This is a genomic window from Aureispira sp. CCB-E (genome assembly GCF_031326345.1).
In the GTDB taxonomy this organism is placed as follows: domain Bacteria; phylum Bacteroidota; class Bacteroidia; order Chitinophagales; family Saprospiraceae; genus Aureispira.
Map to the genome: position 1 here is coordinate 1,124,810 of NZ_CP133671.1, position 15,735 is coordinate 1,140,544.

Here is a 15,735-nt window from a genome sequence, read left to right on the forward strand (position 1 = left end):
GTTTATGAACACAATCAAATCAATAGGGGTTACAGCTTTTTTTATGATTTTGCTTGCTAGTAATTTAAGTGTTTTTATGGAGGGGCTATTGTGCGTCTTTCCGCCTAGTAATGATTATAGTTTTATAGGGAAAACTAGTGTGCAAGACCCTAATTCAGGAATAGGAACATTAGCGGTAGCAGCAGACAAGATGAATGTATTTTATATCGGTGTTGAAAACCCTATTACGGTAGCTGCATCAGGATTGGATAATAATAATTTATCTATCAAATCAGAAGGAGCGATAATTACCCAACAAGGAAACGGGCATTATACCGTAACTTGTCAGAAGCCTGGGCAAGCAACCATAACCGTTACTAATAAAAGTACTGGTCAGTCTCAAACCGCTAATTTCAGAGTAAAACGAATCCCTGATCCTGTTGTTGTTTTAGCAAATAAAATGAATGGCTTAATTGGGTCGGGCGAATTTAAAGCTCAACCAGGTTTGGTAGCAAGGTTGAATAATTTTGATATGGACCTAAGATGTGCCATACAATCCTATACGTTGTATTACGCTTGTAAAAGTTGTGATGTGCTGGAATATAAAGGGATTGGCGGACGTTTTACGGGAACTATTGCAGATGTAATCAAAAAAGCCAAACCAGGAGATCAATACGCGTTTGCAGATATAAAAGTACGTTGCCCTGGAGATATTATTGGGAGAAAAATCAATGGCTTGGCATTTCAGATTAAATAGCAGAAGCTGACAAAACTTAATACGCTGTCGATATTTTTACAAAAGAAATATCTTTATAATAATCAATCAAATGCTTCTCAAAAAATGAATGATACTACTTTTGAATGCCCATTGTAGTAGGGCATTCAAAATAGATTTTTGATCCTATAAATATATTATTGATTCCACAAGTTGCAGTACGTACCATCTGGATCATAGCGTTCTTGCTGAAGGGTTGGATTAAATACTTTATTACGAGTATTATTACCCACACCTGCTACATACATCCAATTGCACCAATTGAGTGAAATATCATAATCAATCAAGTGTTTCTCAAAAAATGAAGCTCCCCAACGCCAATCAATTTTTAGATGGTGAACAAGATAGCTCGCCACATTTTGGCGTCCTCTATTACTCATATAGCCTGTAGCAACCAATTCTTTCATGTTAGCATTAATAAACGGGTGGTCGGTATTACCTATACACCATTGCTCAAATTTCTTAATATCGTTGGAATAATTCTTAGGTTCCTTATCCTGAATTCCTTGGATAGAGTAAATTTTGGTGTGTCCTTGAAGAGCTACTAACAAGAAATATTCCCGCCAAAGCAATTCAAATAATAACCAATAGGTGCTATCATTTTTTTCTACTTGTGCCTCAAAGTCTTTAATCGCATAATATACTTGTACGGGAGATAAATTGCCTAAAGCCAAATAAGCCGAAAGTTTGGAGGAATAGTTTTCGCCAATCAATTCGTTTCGAGTCTCTTTATAATCCGTGATAGCTTTAGATTCCCACAAATAATAATTAAGTCGTTCATGAGCAGCCGTTTCTCCACCCATAAAAGGATAAGCAGAATTAGGGTGCTTGGGGTGTTGAATCAGTTCTAGGGTATCTGAAAATTTATGACTGTCTTTGAATTTTTTTAACAATGGTTTTTGAGTTTTGTCACGGATATCCAAGTTGGCTTCCATTTCTTTGCGAAAAGGGGTGAATACTTTGGGCAATTCTGTGAAAGGTAATTCTTCCATAGCAACCAAATTATCATCTTCACAAGTAAAAACAGCCGTGAACTCACAGAAAGCCCCTAACAAGTTTCCTTCATAGGTTCCTCTAGGATAGGAAGTAACCGTATATTCTATGTCATAAGTTTTGCAAATAGTTTTGAGTCTAGAAACTAGATTTTTATCTTCTTTTAGAATGATTAAATCAATCTTTTCTTTTGCCAGAGATGCTTTTAAATCGAGAGCAGCTTCTATTAAAAATTGCCGTCTAAATGTGCCCATTTCTTGACCAATTTCATTCAAATGAGTATTTGCTTTTTCGGGAATAACAAGTACAGGGACTACATTCCAAAAATGGAAGTAGGCGTAGTACAAAGATGGGTTATCTTGTAAACGCAAGTTGTTTTGAAAGAGGTATAGACAAGTATTTAGATTACAGTTGTTCAATGTTATTTAAATATTTAGAAGCTTGTTGTAATATAATATCCTGCTCTTTTGAGCCAAATTTTTCCCAGATATGATATACCATACTCATTCTAGGATTAGATTTTAGTAGGTTTTTGTGTTGATGAATAAAGTTCCAGTACAAGGCGTTAAAAGGACAGGCTTTATCTCCTGTTTTTTCTTTTTTATTGTAATGACAATTTTGGCAATAATTGCTCATCTTGTTGATATAATTAGCAGAAGCACAATACGGCTTGGTGCCAACAATACCACCATCAGCAAATTGACTCATTCCCCTAGTGTTGGTAATTTCTACCCACTCAAAAGCATCCATATAAATACCTAAGTACCAATTGTCCACATCCGTAGGATTGATGCCAGAAATCAGGCAAAAGTTACCTGTTATCATCAACCTTTGAATATGATGAGCATATCCATAATCTAGGGATTGTTGAATCGCTTTTTGTAGGCAATTCATTTTTGTGTTGCCTGTCCAAAAAAAAGCTGGCAAATCCCTTTGAGCATCTAATTTATTAAGCTGTTGATAGCCGGGCATTTCTCTCCAATAGATTCCTCGCATAAATTCTCTCCATCCTAATATTTGGCGAATAAAACCTTCTGCTTGAGCAATATCAACCACCTTGTTATGTCGATAAACTTTTTCTACAGCTACTATAACCTCTTTAGGCGAAATAAGTTTAATATTAAGTGAAAAAGATAATCGACTATGGTACAAACTCCAATGTTCTTGATGCATTGCATCTTGGTAAAGACCAAAAAAAGGAAGCATTCGTTGTAGGAAATCGTCTAAAAGATTTAGGGCTTCTTGTCTATTTAAGGGCCATATAAATGCTTTGGGGACAATATGCCCAATATATTTTAAGTTAGCAGTTTGGATGTCTTTATAAATAGAACCAACATCATGCTTTAGCAGGTATGGTGCTTCGATAGAATGCTTTCGAGGGATTTTTTTGCGATTTTCTTTATCATAATTCCAAATTCCTCCAACGGGTTCGGTATCCTCCATTAAGATGTCGTGCTTTTTGCGCATGGCTCTATAAAAAGACTCCATAATGGTTGCTTTCTTCTGTTTGAAAAAGAGCGTTAAGTCTTCTCTTTGAGTATAAAAATGTTCGGAATCCACTGCTAGGGAGGTAATATTTAGTTGATTGCAATAAGTGCGAAGCAGTTGATCTAGACGATACTCATCAGGTAGTTGATATTCAAAATGTTGAATTTGATATTGGTGTATTAATGTATCAACATTATCAGCAAACGATTGTTGGTTATTCTGATCAGATATTTTGTAATAACAGACAGCATGCCCGTTTGCCTTCAGCTGAGTATTGAATTGACGCATTGCTCCAAAAATGCCAACAATTTTCTGTATGTGATGGGTTACGTAAGCACTTTCGGGCTCAATTTCCATCATGACATAAAGTACCTGATTATCTACTTGTCTGAACCATGAATGTTGTTCGTTCAGTTGATCACCTAATATTAACCGCAAAGTAGTATAAGTCCTCATGTATTATTTATTAGTAGCAGCACAGCTAACTATTGATTTATCGTTTAGAAATTTTATTGTTGGAGACAGAGCGTTGCCGAGAACATTTAAAGCGTCCTGCTTCAAAGTTTCTTTTATTGGCATGTTTTGTTTTTCTACCAGAAACTCGTTTGCGCCACATTTTAAAACTAGAAGGCTTCATTTGTTGGCGCATCAATTGAATAACTTGAGCTTCTGAGAGTCCAAACTGAAATTCAATTGCATCAAAAGTAGTGCGATCTTCCCAAGCCATTTCTATAATTCTATCCTTTTCTCTAGGACTCAGTTCTTTTAGCTGTTTTTCTTGGATTTGCATGAATTTTTAATATTCTTTTTGTTTCCTGTTTAACAATAGGGTCTTTTTTTATAGACCAAAATAAATCTCTTGCTCGTTTGCCTGTTTGGGCGGTATCAACAATAGGCAGCGGATAATGCTTGCCGAGTACAAAGTTGATTCTAGATGCTTCTAAGGGAGGCAATGTCCAGGGCATATGAATGTACTCATGAGAAATGGATTGCAACTCAGGCACCCATTGTTTTATGAATAAACCTTTGGGGTCGTGTTCCAATGATTGTTTTATAGGATTGTATATGCGAACGATGTTAATTCCTGTAATGCTTGCTTGCATTTGAATTTGAGGGAAATGAATTCCTGGCTCAAAATCCAAAAACAATGCGCCTAAATATTCTGCTGCAATCTTCCAATCTTGCAAAAGATGTTGGGTGAAAAAGGAAACAAGCATGGCTCGCATTCTAAAATTAATATAACCTGTTCGAATCAAACAACGCATACACGCATCTACTAAAGGATATCCTGTTTGACCTTCTTTCCAACGTTTTATGTAAGATGGATTATGGTCTATTGTTAGAGCAGTATAGCCTCGATTTAAAGGTAAAGACTCCATGGTAATTTCATCTTCAAACTTTTGAATAAAGTGACTTCTCCAAGTCAATCGATCTATAAAACCACGCAATAATTTTCCATTGGTATGTTGTGCTTGTCTTATTTTGGTTGCTTGATAAACTTTTCGGAGGCTGATATGTCCCCAAGCCAAATATGGCGATAACCTACTGCAACTTGTTCTGCTTTCTAGTGGTTTAGAAATATGCCACCTATAGTGCTCGTAACGCTTATCTAAAAAACTTTTCAAGATTTTTAATCCAAGTCGTTCACCGCCTATTTGAAAAGCTTGTTTTTTATTGATAGTAGGAAATTGTTTGGTAAAATGGGTAGCATCAAAAGTCGTTGATAAATTACTAGGCAGAGCTATAAATTCCGCTTGGGTATAATCTGTAACTGGAATGCTTGTTTCCATATAGATATACCAATCTTTAAACCAATTGTCTCGATTAAAAACGGCACGCCTAACGCCTTCTGTAGCATAATCGTACCAAGGTATTTTTTTACTTTCTAAAAATTTTTTAATCCTCTTATCTCTGTCAAATGTCCATTGTATGCCTGATTCTTGACTAGAGTAGAGCGCTTTTATTCTAAAGTGTTTTTGACAAGCGATTAAAAAACGTAAAAAATCACCTTTAATAACTTGAAGGTTGTGTGGGTGTAGTGTTCTGAGTTGAAGGTGCAAGTCTCTAAGTCCTTCTACAACAAATTGCCAATGCCGTTGGCTGTATAAAGGCATATCTATTAATGGAGGTTCAAAACAATAGACCAACAGAATAGGAACCCCATCCAATATTGCATTGTGAAGTGGTAAGTGGTCGTGCAAACGAACGTCTCTTTTTAACCATACTATGTTAATTTCCTTTTTCATAAGTATAATTTTAACCATTGTTGTACAATAATGTTCACACTAATTTTTTAATTACCGAATTAAAAATCAATCAATTTAAAGATGCTCATTGATTTTGATTATCACAATACTATATATATGCCTATAAAGCTTTAATAGGTTAAGGCTTGAAGAAATAGAACGTATTCAGAATCAAGAAATAGAGTTGTCACTAAGCGTTTTATTTTAAAAACTAAAAAAAATAAATTGAATAATTGTAACCTTTTGAAGCTTGGTAATTATGACTACAAAGAGTGCTAACGAGTTTCTTTGCCTTTTACTCCAACACTTTTGATTAGTTAATAATTAAAATTGAAAAAAAATGATGACGAAAAAAATAATGTCTGCTTTTGTATGGAGCTTTTGTTTTTTAGTTGGGACAACAACTTTTGCGCAGAATAACAATGTAACAGAATCAGGAAATATAGAAAAAGCAAGTCCTAGAGATGGTTTTTATGATCGTTACCTGCACAAAGAAAAACAAGTGTTGCCATACGACTATATCCATGAAAAGGATGTATTTTGGGAAAAACGTGTTTGGAGATTGATTGATACACGTGAAAAGCGAAACCATATTTTTAGAAATGAACAAGCTCCATTTATCAATATCTTGATTGAAGCAGGAAAATCAGGAGACATCACCTTGTATCACCATTCTTTTGGTAGTGAATTTTCTACACCAATGACTCAAGCCGAAGCAGAAACAATAGGCGTTTCTATTGATACAACAATTATTTTTAGACCAGAAGATTTTACAGAAGAAACCGTAATTGTTCGCAATGAATTAAATTGGGAAGACATCACGAAATATCGTATCAAGGAAGTTTATTTCTTTGATGAAGAAACCTCAAGTATGGATGTTCGCATTTTGGGAATTGCTCCAATTATAGATCGTAGAGATGACAATGGAAACTATTTAAATTCAGGACCTATGTTTTGGGCATACTACCCAGAATTAAGAGAGACCTTAGCACGCACAGAGGCGTTTAATACAGAAAATGACGCTGCTCGTATGAGTTGGGAAGATATTTTTGAAGCTCGTATGTTCTCAGGCTACATTACCAAAGAGTCTAACGTATACGATCGTAGAATTAAAGATTATAAGAACGAACCAATGGCTGTATTATTGGAGTCTGATAAAATAAAAGAAGGGATTTTTCATTTTGAACACGATCTTTGGACGTACTAAAAGTAAAATAACCTCTTACATAAAAATTAGCGTTTTTATTATTAAACATGAGTCATCCCGAATTTTTCGGCGATGACTTTTTTTTTGGAAAAAAGATAGGAATCTACTAGATTTAATTACCACAAAAAATTAGAGATTCCTATGTATTATAATAAACTACAAGATACAGAAAATATCAATAAAGAGAATGGAGCAGGATGGACAATTTTACATCGCTCACATCAATACTTGTCTAAATTACTCTTAAAACTAGATGAAGATTTAGATAAACGTTTGGTGCGTACATTTTATAATGTATTTATAGCAGTTTTAATGTCAAGAAATCGTTCAGATGCCTTGCTATTGACCGAGTTAGGCGCCTTAGTTCTTGGTCCTAAAAAAGCTAAAGCAGGAGTAAAACGTGTGAGTAATTTATTTCGCAGTAAGAAATGGGATTACCAAATAATAGATCAACATTTAGAAGAAGAGTTTGTTGCTAGATTGGAAGATAAGCAAGAATTAGGAAAAAGTTGGTTGATGCTCTGGGATGATAGTGTACTAGAAAAGCCCGAAAGTTGGTTTAGTGAAGGGCTAAGCCCAGTACACAGTAAGAAGAGTCAACGGTTAACACGAATAAAACCAGGTTATTATGATAAGCATAAACGTATTTGTGTTCCTGGATTTGAGTGGTCGGGTGCAGTTTTAACCTCCTTGCATGCGAAGGAAGTTCCTCAAATATCTAAAATGCGTTGGTTTGCCACAAGAGGTAAACATAAAGAGGAAAGTTCGGAGATATTTTATCGGATGTTTAATGCTCTAAATAAACGTGTAGCATCTACACAAGCGGATGTGCTTCATGTCTTTGATAGAGGTTATGCCAATGGTGTTTTTGTAGAACGTATGCTCAACTTTAAAGCAAAGTTTCTAGTTCGTTGGAAAAAGCTTAATAATTTGATTGATGAAAATGGAGTGAAGAAAAATACCTATCGTCTTTCTCTGGGACAAAAAGCTAAGGATCATCGCCTAATATGGGATAATATTCGGAAAGAAACGAGAAGCGTCAAAATACTCTACCGAAAAGTAGCTCATCCATGGTTTCCCCAAACAGATTTATACCTCGTTATTGTTCGTGATAAACGCAAAGGCACTTCTCCTATGTACTTGCTAACCAATGAAGTAATTGACACTTGTGGCAAAGCATGGGAAATGTTCTATTCTTATATGAAACGATGGGATATTGAACAGGTTTTTAGATATGGAAAATCAGAGTTGGGTATGGAGTCTCCTAGGCTTTGGTTCTTTGAAAATCGTCTTAAAATGTTGATGTTAGTTACTTTGGTAATGGATTTTTTGTTTCGGATGTTGAGGAACTTTAGAGCAACTATGACTACTATCATTAATATTTGGTGTCCTAGAACAGGAAATCGGCACCGAAAGACTTCGATGCCGATTTACAGACTTAGAAAAGCCATCCATTTTATCTTAACATTTTTATTTTGTCAATGTGCTTTAGAAAATTCGGGATGACTCATGTTTTTTTTAAAACAAGAAAGTGTTTTAATGAGGTAGTTGATAGATTTTTGTTTTTTTGTAAACAAAAAAGTTTTATTTTGTTGAATTTTGCATCTTTTTGTTGAAACAAAATTTTTCAAAAAACGTATACTATACTAACAATAAACAAATAGAAATATTGGCAGAGATACTATCTATTACTACAAATAAAAATCTTGACAATGGAGACTCGTAAAATGGTTCAAAAAAGATTATGGAAAGAAAAAGAATTTAGATTAGATGATGGAATTCTACATTTTAAGGAGATGGGTTTATTGAGTGGTTATGAAGTAGAGTTGAGGTATGAAGATATTATTGGCGAACGAAGGACTAGGCGCCAACCTAATTATATTTTGTTTGTAGCGGCTTCTATTTTGTTTTGGTTGTCTATGGCAAATTTTATAGGTTATGGAACAGGCAGCGTTACGAATCTTTTTGCACCAATTCTAGGAGTAGCTATGTCTAGTCTCTTATTTTATATTGTTTATAGAAATGCACAAGAAATTTTATACTTAGATACGATAGAAAATGGCTCTATTGGCTTTTTTAGAGATGCCAATTATAAAAAACAAGCAGATGAATTTATTACTGAATTGTTAGAGCAACGCAAAATATTTTTAGTTGAAAAATATTGGGATTGCGTAGACTGTTACGACCAAAAAATGCATAATCTAGATTGGCTAAAGAACCAAAATATTGTGAACATAGATGAGTTTAAATACCTAAAGGACGAAATGTTTCAACAAGTTGAAACGGAAGTACTGCCCATTGGATTTCACAATAGAAAGTGTTCTTGATAGTATGCTATAGTATACTAACGGAATAAGACTAAAATGGTCAACAGTTATTAATTTTCCGTGCTACTTTGCTAACTGTTAGCCATTTTTACTTACTTCTCTACTAAAAATGATCTATTAACCCAGTTAAATGGCGCAAGTTAAGGAGGCTTGCGCCTTTGTTATTTTAATAGCTTCAACTTATTTTTGAGGCATTGGAAGGTTAGTTCTTTGATGAATTAGACAACAGTCTATAATCAGAATACTCAAAAATAGAAACTTGATTGGAGAATGAAGTAGGATTGTTTACCTTCATGTTTGGCAAATGTGATGTATAGAGGTTTGAGAAACATTCTTCAAACTGTTTGGAGAAGTTAACAGCTAAAGTACAAGTTATTTGTGCTTAAATTTATTGGGTGTTTCTAGTTGTAATACTCCGTTGATTTTTTAATGGAGTAATGTAGTTGGATAAGAATCAAAAGACTTTTGTTTTGTAGTCTAATGAAATGAGTCTATTGATATTAACAATAGTTCGTTGAAACCACGCAGTAGCAGCGAAGCTAAACTTTATTAGTTTGATAATCAGCAAGTTGTGTCTTTGTTGTGTTTTATGTTAAAATTTTGATTATCAAACTAATATAAATGTGCTTTTTTATCTTTTTGGTAAAAAAGTAAACAACTAAGCGATAGCGATCTCACGACCGCAGGGAGCTAATCAACGAACTACTATATTAAGTAATCGTTCAAAAACAATAAACATTCAATTAGAATTAAACGTGATTTCGGCAGATTAGAGTAAATATTCAACATGATTATACAATTTGGATTAGAAATAGAGGAAAGAACCTTTCCAACTTATATCAAAATACCGGAAGAGGTCGACTTGTGTTGTAATAGTAATAGTCTAATTACTTATCTAGAAAAACATTTAGGAATTAGTTATCCAGAACGTCACGACTATTTGAGGTATGAGCAATATCGCCAAATATTGACGGTGCATCTGGAATTAAACCCAAATGCTTTTTACCGAGCTTCTTTTGAAGCAGATAATATGGCAACAGCCATTGCTTTGTTGCAACGGCGGGATGAATTATTGATAAATGGGTGGAACTTTGCATATCAAAAAGATATGCCCACTCGACTTCGGACATTAGTGGAGATTGAAAACTTAGTCCAAAATGGAGAGCCAACGGCTCTTTTTGATGGTTTCGCAGAGCGTTTTCGTCGAGTTTTACATTTTGTAAATATACTGCCTTTGCCTGTGGATAAAATTTACTTGAATGAACCGTTGTACTTGTTGCCGCCACATTTGCAAGAACTGTTGGGAACACTGCAAAATACAGGCATTGATTTAATAGAGTTAAAGCATTCAATAGCAAAAGAGGCAGGTGATTTACAAACCTTTCAAAAAGCTTTATTAAAAGAACCTTACCAGCGAAATCAGGTAAAAGCAGATGGCTCTTTAATTATTATTCAAGCCAAGCGAGAAACATATGCCGCAGAATATTGGGCGAAAGTCTTTGTTGAAAATCCTTCTTATCGACCTGTTTGTTTGATTCCAGATAAAAATAGAACCTTAGACAATACTTTGGTTGAAGAAGGGCTACCAAGTTTGGGGATTTTATCTGCTTCTATTGCACGACCAACTTTGCAAATTTTAAAATTAGTAAGCACCTTCTTGTGGCGTCCAATTAATCCCTACAAAATATTGGAGTTCGTCTCTTTGCCCAATACACCTATTCACCCTGCTTTAGCAAGAGGTATTGCTAAAATTATGGCTCAAAAACCAGGTTTATTTAGTGGGGCATGGAATGCCATGGTGCGTCAATTTTTTGATTATTATGATGAAAAAATACAAGAAAATCCAGAAAATCGAGCGGCTTTAGAGGAAGAAAAAGAAAAAGCGCAAGAGGAGTATCGCTTTTGGTTTACTAGACGACGCTACGACACGACTAAAGCTGTTCCCAAATCAGAGGTAATTGATTTGTACCGATATGTGTCTATTTGGGCGAGAAAGCAGGAAGATGAACACAAAAAATTGATCGAAAGCCTTCAAAAAAAACTAGATAGTCCTAGTACTCCCCACAATAAAATTCAAGAAATTGAGCGTTACAAGGAAGATTTACAGAATGGACTACCTGCCTTGGAAGGCTTGCGAATTCAATCAAATAATATCGTACAGGTATTGGAAGCTTTACCTGAGAATGATACGCATTTATCCAATCTAAGATTGGAACGCTTGGTCAGAACAATTAACGAACCGGCCGCTATTCGATTTCGATCAGAAGAAATTGGGCATTTGCCTTATGTTTACAAGGGGAGTGCCATTGTTCGACCGGCAGAAGATGTGTTTTGGTGGAATTTTGTAGATATAGAACGGGAAACAGGTTTTGCACGATGGTATCGAAAGGAACGCACGTATTTGGAAAAGGAAGATGTGCCAATCGAAACGCCATCGGAAGAAAATCTTAGGTTGCTTTGGCAACGCATGCAGGTCGTGTTGCGAACACAAAGGCGGTTGATTTTGGTAATGCCTCAATATATAGAAGGTAAAGAACAACTACCACACCCTTTGTGGGGAGATTTGTGTGCTGCTTTGGGTGAAAACGACTTGAGTCGAATCATTGTTAACTTAGACACACAAGAGAATATTCAATTTTTAGGACAGTTTTATACTTTACCTGGATTTATTTCTTTGATGCCAAATGTATTAGGGCATCCCAAGCCTTATTTTTATATCCCAAGTGATAAAAACATTCAACAAACCGAAACGGAATCCTACTCTAGCTTAGATTCTTTGCTGTATTATCCTTATCAATGGATTTTTCGCTATCAAGTGAAGTTCAAAAAGTCATCCATGCTTAGCGTTGTCAAAGATCGTATCTTAAAAGGAAATATAGCACACAGCGTTTTTGAAGGGCTTTTTAATACCATCAAAACTTCAGAAAAAACTTGGTCAAAAGAGGAAGTGGTAGAGTGGGTAGAAGGGCATATATCCGACTTGTTTGAACGAGAAGGAGCGGTCTTATTAATGTATGGGCAAGAGGCAGAGCGAATTGGTTTGACCAATCGGATTAAGCAAGCTGCTTGGGCTTTGGTTTTTGCTATTCAAGAAAATGGTTGGACAATAGTAGATACAGAACTTCCAATTAGTGGCAAAGTAGCTACACAAGAATTAAAAGGTGTGGTTGATTTGGTGTTGCAACGAAAAAAAGGAACGTCTTACGAGAAGGCAATTGTTGATTTGAAGTGGGGTGGAGCAACCTATCGAAAAGAACAGTTGAGAAATGGGGAGGATTTGCAATTGGTTATTTATTCAAAATTGTTGGAACGACACGAAGGATGGGCGCATACCGCCTATTTTATTATCGAGTCTGGAAAAATCATTGCTAGGAATAACATAGCTTTTAAGAATGCAGAAGTAGTTGCACAAGACGTAGATTTTAGAGAGGTTCATAAAACGATTTGGGATCGCATCGAGAAAACATACCAGTGGCGAATGAAGCAAATTGCAGCAGGCGAAATTGAAGTTCGAACCGAACTAACACATGAAGAATTGGAAGAGTTAATTAGCCAAAATGCAATGGATCCTTCTGAATTTATGGATCTTTTGGAAATGAAGGGCGGAAATGCAAAATACGATGATTATCAAGTGTTGATTAATTTGGTTCGGTAGATCGAAATCTAGTATAGTGATTCTAAAATAATTGATAAGCAATCGAAAATTACTTTTATCAGAAGAGCAATCAAGGACTAGCTAGAATTAAATTTGCTTATAGATTAAAGCAATATCTTTGAATAGAGCCTCTGTTCTTTTTCGTAAAGAATGGACTGTAAATTAATAGCGTCTTTGCTTACTTTTTTTGTACTTTTGCTAAAATTTAAAAACGTTAAGTTTCATCCTATTAAGGACACGGAATAGATTACGGCAACAAAAAAATGCCTATATTTTTATGAAAAAATTATTTTTACTAGATGCTTTTGCATTAATATACCGAGCTCATTTTGCATTTATTAGCAGACCATTGATCAACTCAAAAGGTTTGAATGTTTCCGCTATTACGGGATTTACAAATACATTGTGGGATGTGCTCAAAAAAGAAAAACCAAGTCATATTGCAGTGGTCTTTGATTTGCCTGGTCCTACATTTAGACATGAAATGTATGTAGAATACAAAGCCAATCGAGAAAAGCAACCTGAAGATATTACAACAGCTATTCCTTATATCAAAAAAATTATAGAGGCTTTTAATATTCCTGTGGCATTCTGTGAAGGGTACGAGGCAGACGATGTAATTGGGACGTTGGCCAAACAGGCTGAAAAGGAGGATTTTGAAGTGTACATGATGACGCCAGATAAGGATTATGCCCAATTGGTATCGGACAAGGTGTTTTTGTACAAACCTGCCAGAATGGGGAATGCTGTGAGTGTTTTAGGCGAAAAAGAAGTCTTGGAAAAATGGCAAATCAAACGAGTGGATCAAGTTATTGATATCTTGGGATTGCAAGGAGATGCTGTGGATAATATTCCAGGTATTAAAGGTGTTGGGGCTAAAACTGCCGTGAAACTACTCGCAGAATTTGATTCTATTGAAGGTATCTTAGCCAATACAGATAAATTAAAAGGAAAACAAAAAGAAAAAGTAGAGGCAGGGAGAGAAGATGCTTTATTGTCTAAGCAATTGGCAACTATTGACACGAATTGTCCCATTCAATTTGATGCGGAACGATACAAAGTAGAAGACTTTAATAGAGATGCTCTAAAAGAACTATTCGCTGAATTGGAATTTAGAACATTGATGAAGCGTATTATTGGAGCCTCTGCTTCGAGTACAGAAGGAAAACAAACGGATCTTTTTGGAAATGTAGTAGCTAAAAAATCATCTACAAAAAAAGCACCTGCGAAAGTTGGCAGTATCGCTGATAAGCATATTGCTAATGTAGAACATCAATATCACTTGGTTGAAACAGCTGAACAGCGCGCTGCATTAATTGCTTTGCTTGGAACGGAAAAAGGGTTTTGTTTCGATACAGAAACAACAGGATTGAATGTGAGTGAAGCAGAATTAGTGGGAATTGCTTTTGCGGTTAAACCTCATGAAGCGTATTATGTACCTATTCCTGAAAATCAAGAGGAAGCGAGAGGCATTATTGCTGAGTTTAAAATCCTTTTTGAAAATCCTGAAATTGATAAGATAGGACAAAATATCAAATACGATGTTTTGATGTTGAAATGGTACGGGGTAGAGGTGAAAGGAAAGTACTGGGATACAATGTTGATGCACTATGTATTGGAACCAGAAAATAGACACAACCTAACGTATTTGTCAGAAACGTACTTAAATTATTCTCCTGTAGCAATTGAGACATTGATCGGTAAAAAAGGCAAAAATCAGTTGTCTATGCGTGATGTCGCACCCGAAAAAATTAAAGAATATGCTGGAGAGGATGCTGATATTACCCTACAAATCAAATTGGAGTTGGATAAGTTGTTGGAAGGAGACTTGCTTCAGCTGTACAACGAAATAGAAGAGCCATTAATTGATGTTTTGGTTGAAATCGAGTACAATGGTGTGAATTTGGATGTCGCATTTTTAAAAGATTACTCCAAAGTATTAGATCAAGAAATTGCTGATATTAAGAAGAAAATATTTGATGCGGCGGGGCTCAATACATTTAATCTAGATTCTCCCAAACAAGTAGGAGAGGTTTTGTTTGGTAAGTTGGAAATTCCTTACCGTTGGAAGAAAACAAAAACAGGACAGTTTTCAACCAATGAGGAAAAATTGTCTGAACTAGCACAAGAACATGAAATTGTTGCTGATTTGTTGACTTATCGATCTATGGCAAAACTAAAATCTACTTATGTAGATGCGTTGCCGAAATTAGTGAGCAAGAAAACAGGGCGGATACACAGTTCGTTCAATCAAGCTTTGACCGCAACGGGGCGATTGAGCTCACAAAACCCCAACTTACAAAATATTCCAATTCGTTCTGAACGAGGAAGAGAGGTGCGAAAAGCATTTATTCCTAAAGATCAGCAACATATTTTATTGGCAGCGGATTATTCTCAAATTGAATTGCGTTTAGTTGCCGAAATTAGTGGCGATAAGGCTATGATTCAAGCTTTTCAAGATGGTTTGGACATTCATCAAGCTACTGCTGCTAGAATTTATGATGTGTCATTGGATGAGGTAACCAAAGAGCAGCGTTACAATGCCAAAACAGTTAACTTTAGTATCATTTATGGTGCAGGAGCAACGAACTTGTCTAAAAATTTAGGCATCAAACGCTCCGAGGCACAGGCTTTGATTAGTCAGTATTTTAATGAGTACGAAGGGCTGAAAAATTATATGGAAAACGTCGTGGCTCAAGCTAGAATAGACGGTTATGTAACAACGTTAAAAGGTAGACGCCGTACCTTGAGAGACTTGAATTCTCAAAATTCTATGATGCGTTCTCATGCCGAACGAAATGCTATTAATACGCCAATTCAAGGATCTGCGGCAGATATGATTAAATTGGCAATGATCAAAATTCATAAAGCAATACAAGATGCAGGTTTAAAAACTAAGATGACCTCACAAGTACACGATGAGTTGATTTTTGATGTTCCACTCAACGAGTTAGAGCAAGCCAAAGCCTTGATTGATGAGCATATGAAAAATGCATTGCCAGGATTAGAAGTACCTATTTTGGTTGGAATGGATACTGGTGCCAATTGGCTTGAAGCGCATTAAT

10 protein-coding genes are annotated in these 15,735 nt (G+C 35.5%); 6 read left to right on the top strand and 4 right to left on the bottom strand.

Features of this window, described 5'->3' with window-relative positions:
* Positions 1-4 precede the first annotated feature (4 nt).
* Positions 5-736: a GldM family protein gene (locus QP953_RS04260; RefSeq protein ID WP_309554076.1), complete on the top strand. Its 732-nt coding sequence runs from the start codon at positions 5-7 to the stop codon at positions 734-736.
* 155 nt (positions 737-891) lie between these two features.
* On the opposite strand, the gene QP953_RS04265 is transcribed toward QP953_RS04260, so the two are convergent.
* The 4 genes from QP953_RS04265 to QP953_RS04280 are packed head-to-tail and all read right to left on the bottom strand — an operon-like array spanning position 892 to position 5,481.
* Entirely contained in the window at positions 892-2,118 is a 1,227-nt protein-coding gene (locus QP953_RS04265) for a DASH family cryptochrome (protein WP_309554077.1), read from the bottom strand.
* Positions 2,119-2,152: 34 nt separating this feature from the next.
* Positions 2,153-3,691, bottom strand: a complete 1,539-nt coding sequence (locus QP953_RS04270; RefSeq protein ID WP_309554078.1) for a cryptochrome/photolyase family protein — start codon at positions 3,689-3,691, stop codon at positions 2,153-2,155.
* A gap of 37 nt (positions 3,692-3,728) precedes the next feature.
* The gene (locus QP953_RS04275; protein ID WP_052594837.1) at positions 3,729-4,025 is read right to left on the bottom strand and encodes a TIGR03643 family protein; all 297 of its coding nucleotides are present in this window, start codon (positions 4,023-4,025) and stop codon (positions 3,729-3,731) included.
* Entirely contained in the window at positions 3,985-5,481 is a 1,497-nt protein-coding gene (locus QP953_RS04280) for a cryptochrome/deoxyribodipyrimidine photo-lyase family protein (RefSeq protein WP_052594835.1), read from the bottom strand. Before QP953_RS04280 ends, QP953_RS04275 begins: the two co-directional genes overlap by 41 nt.
* A gap of 340 nt (positions 5,482-5,821) precedes the next feature.
* Here QP953_RS04280 and gldN point away from each other — a divergent pair, with 340 nt between their 5' ends.
* From gldN to polA, 5 genes are all read left to right on the top strand, one after another.
* Positions 5,822-6,688, top strand: coding sequence for a gliding motility protein GldN (gene gldN, locus QP953_RS04285; protein ID WP_052594833.1), 867 nt, complete (start codon positions 5,822-5,824; stop codon positions 6,686-6,688).
* Positions 6,689-6,829: 141 nt separating this feature from the next.
* The gene (locus QP953_RS04290; RefSeq protein ID WP_052600389.1) at positions 6,830-8,194 is read left to right on the top strand and encodes a hypothetical protein; all 1,365 of its coding nucleotides are present in this window, start codon (positions 6,830-6,832) and stop codon (positions 8,192-8,194) included.
* A gap of 206 nt (positions 8,195-8,400) precedes the next feature.
* A complete protein-coding gene (locus tag QP953_RS04295) occupies positions 8,401-9,015 on the top strand; it encodes a hypothetical protein (RefSeq protein WP_052594831.1) in 615 nt (204 codons plus the stop codon).
* Positions 9,016-9,802: 787 nt separating this feature from the next.
* Positions 9,803-12,670, top strand: a complete 2,868-nt coding sequence (locus QP953_RS04300; protein WP_309554079.1) for a hypothetical protein — start codon at positions 9,803-9,805, stop codon at positions 12,668-12,670.
* Between the two features lie 277 nt (positions 12,671-12,947).
* Positions 12,948-15,734: a DNA polymerase I gene (gene polA, locus QP953_RS04305; RefSeq protein WP_309554081.1), complete on the top strand. Its 2,787-nt coding sequence runs from the start codon at positions 12,948-12,950 to the stop codon at positions 15,732-15,734.
* Position 15,735: the final 1 nt, after the last annotated feature.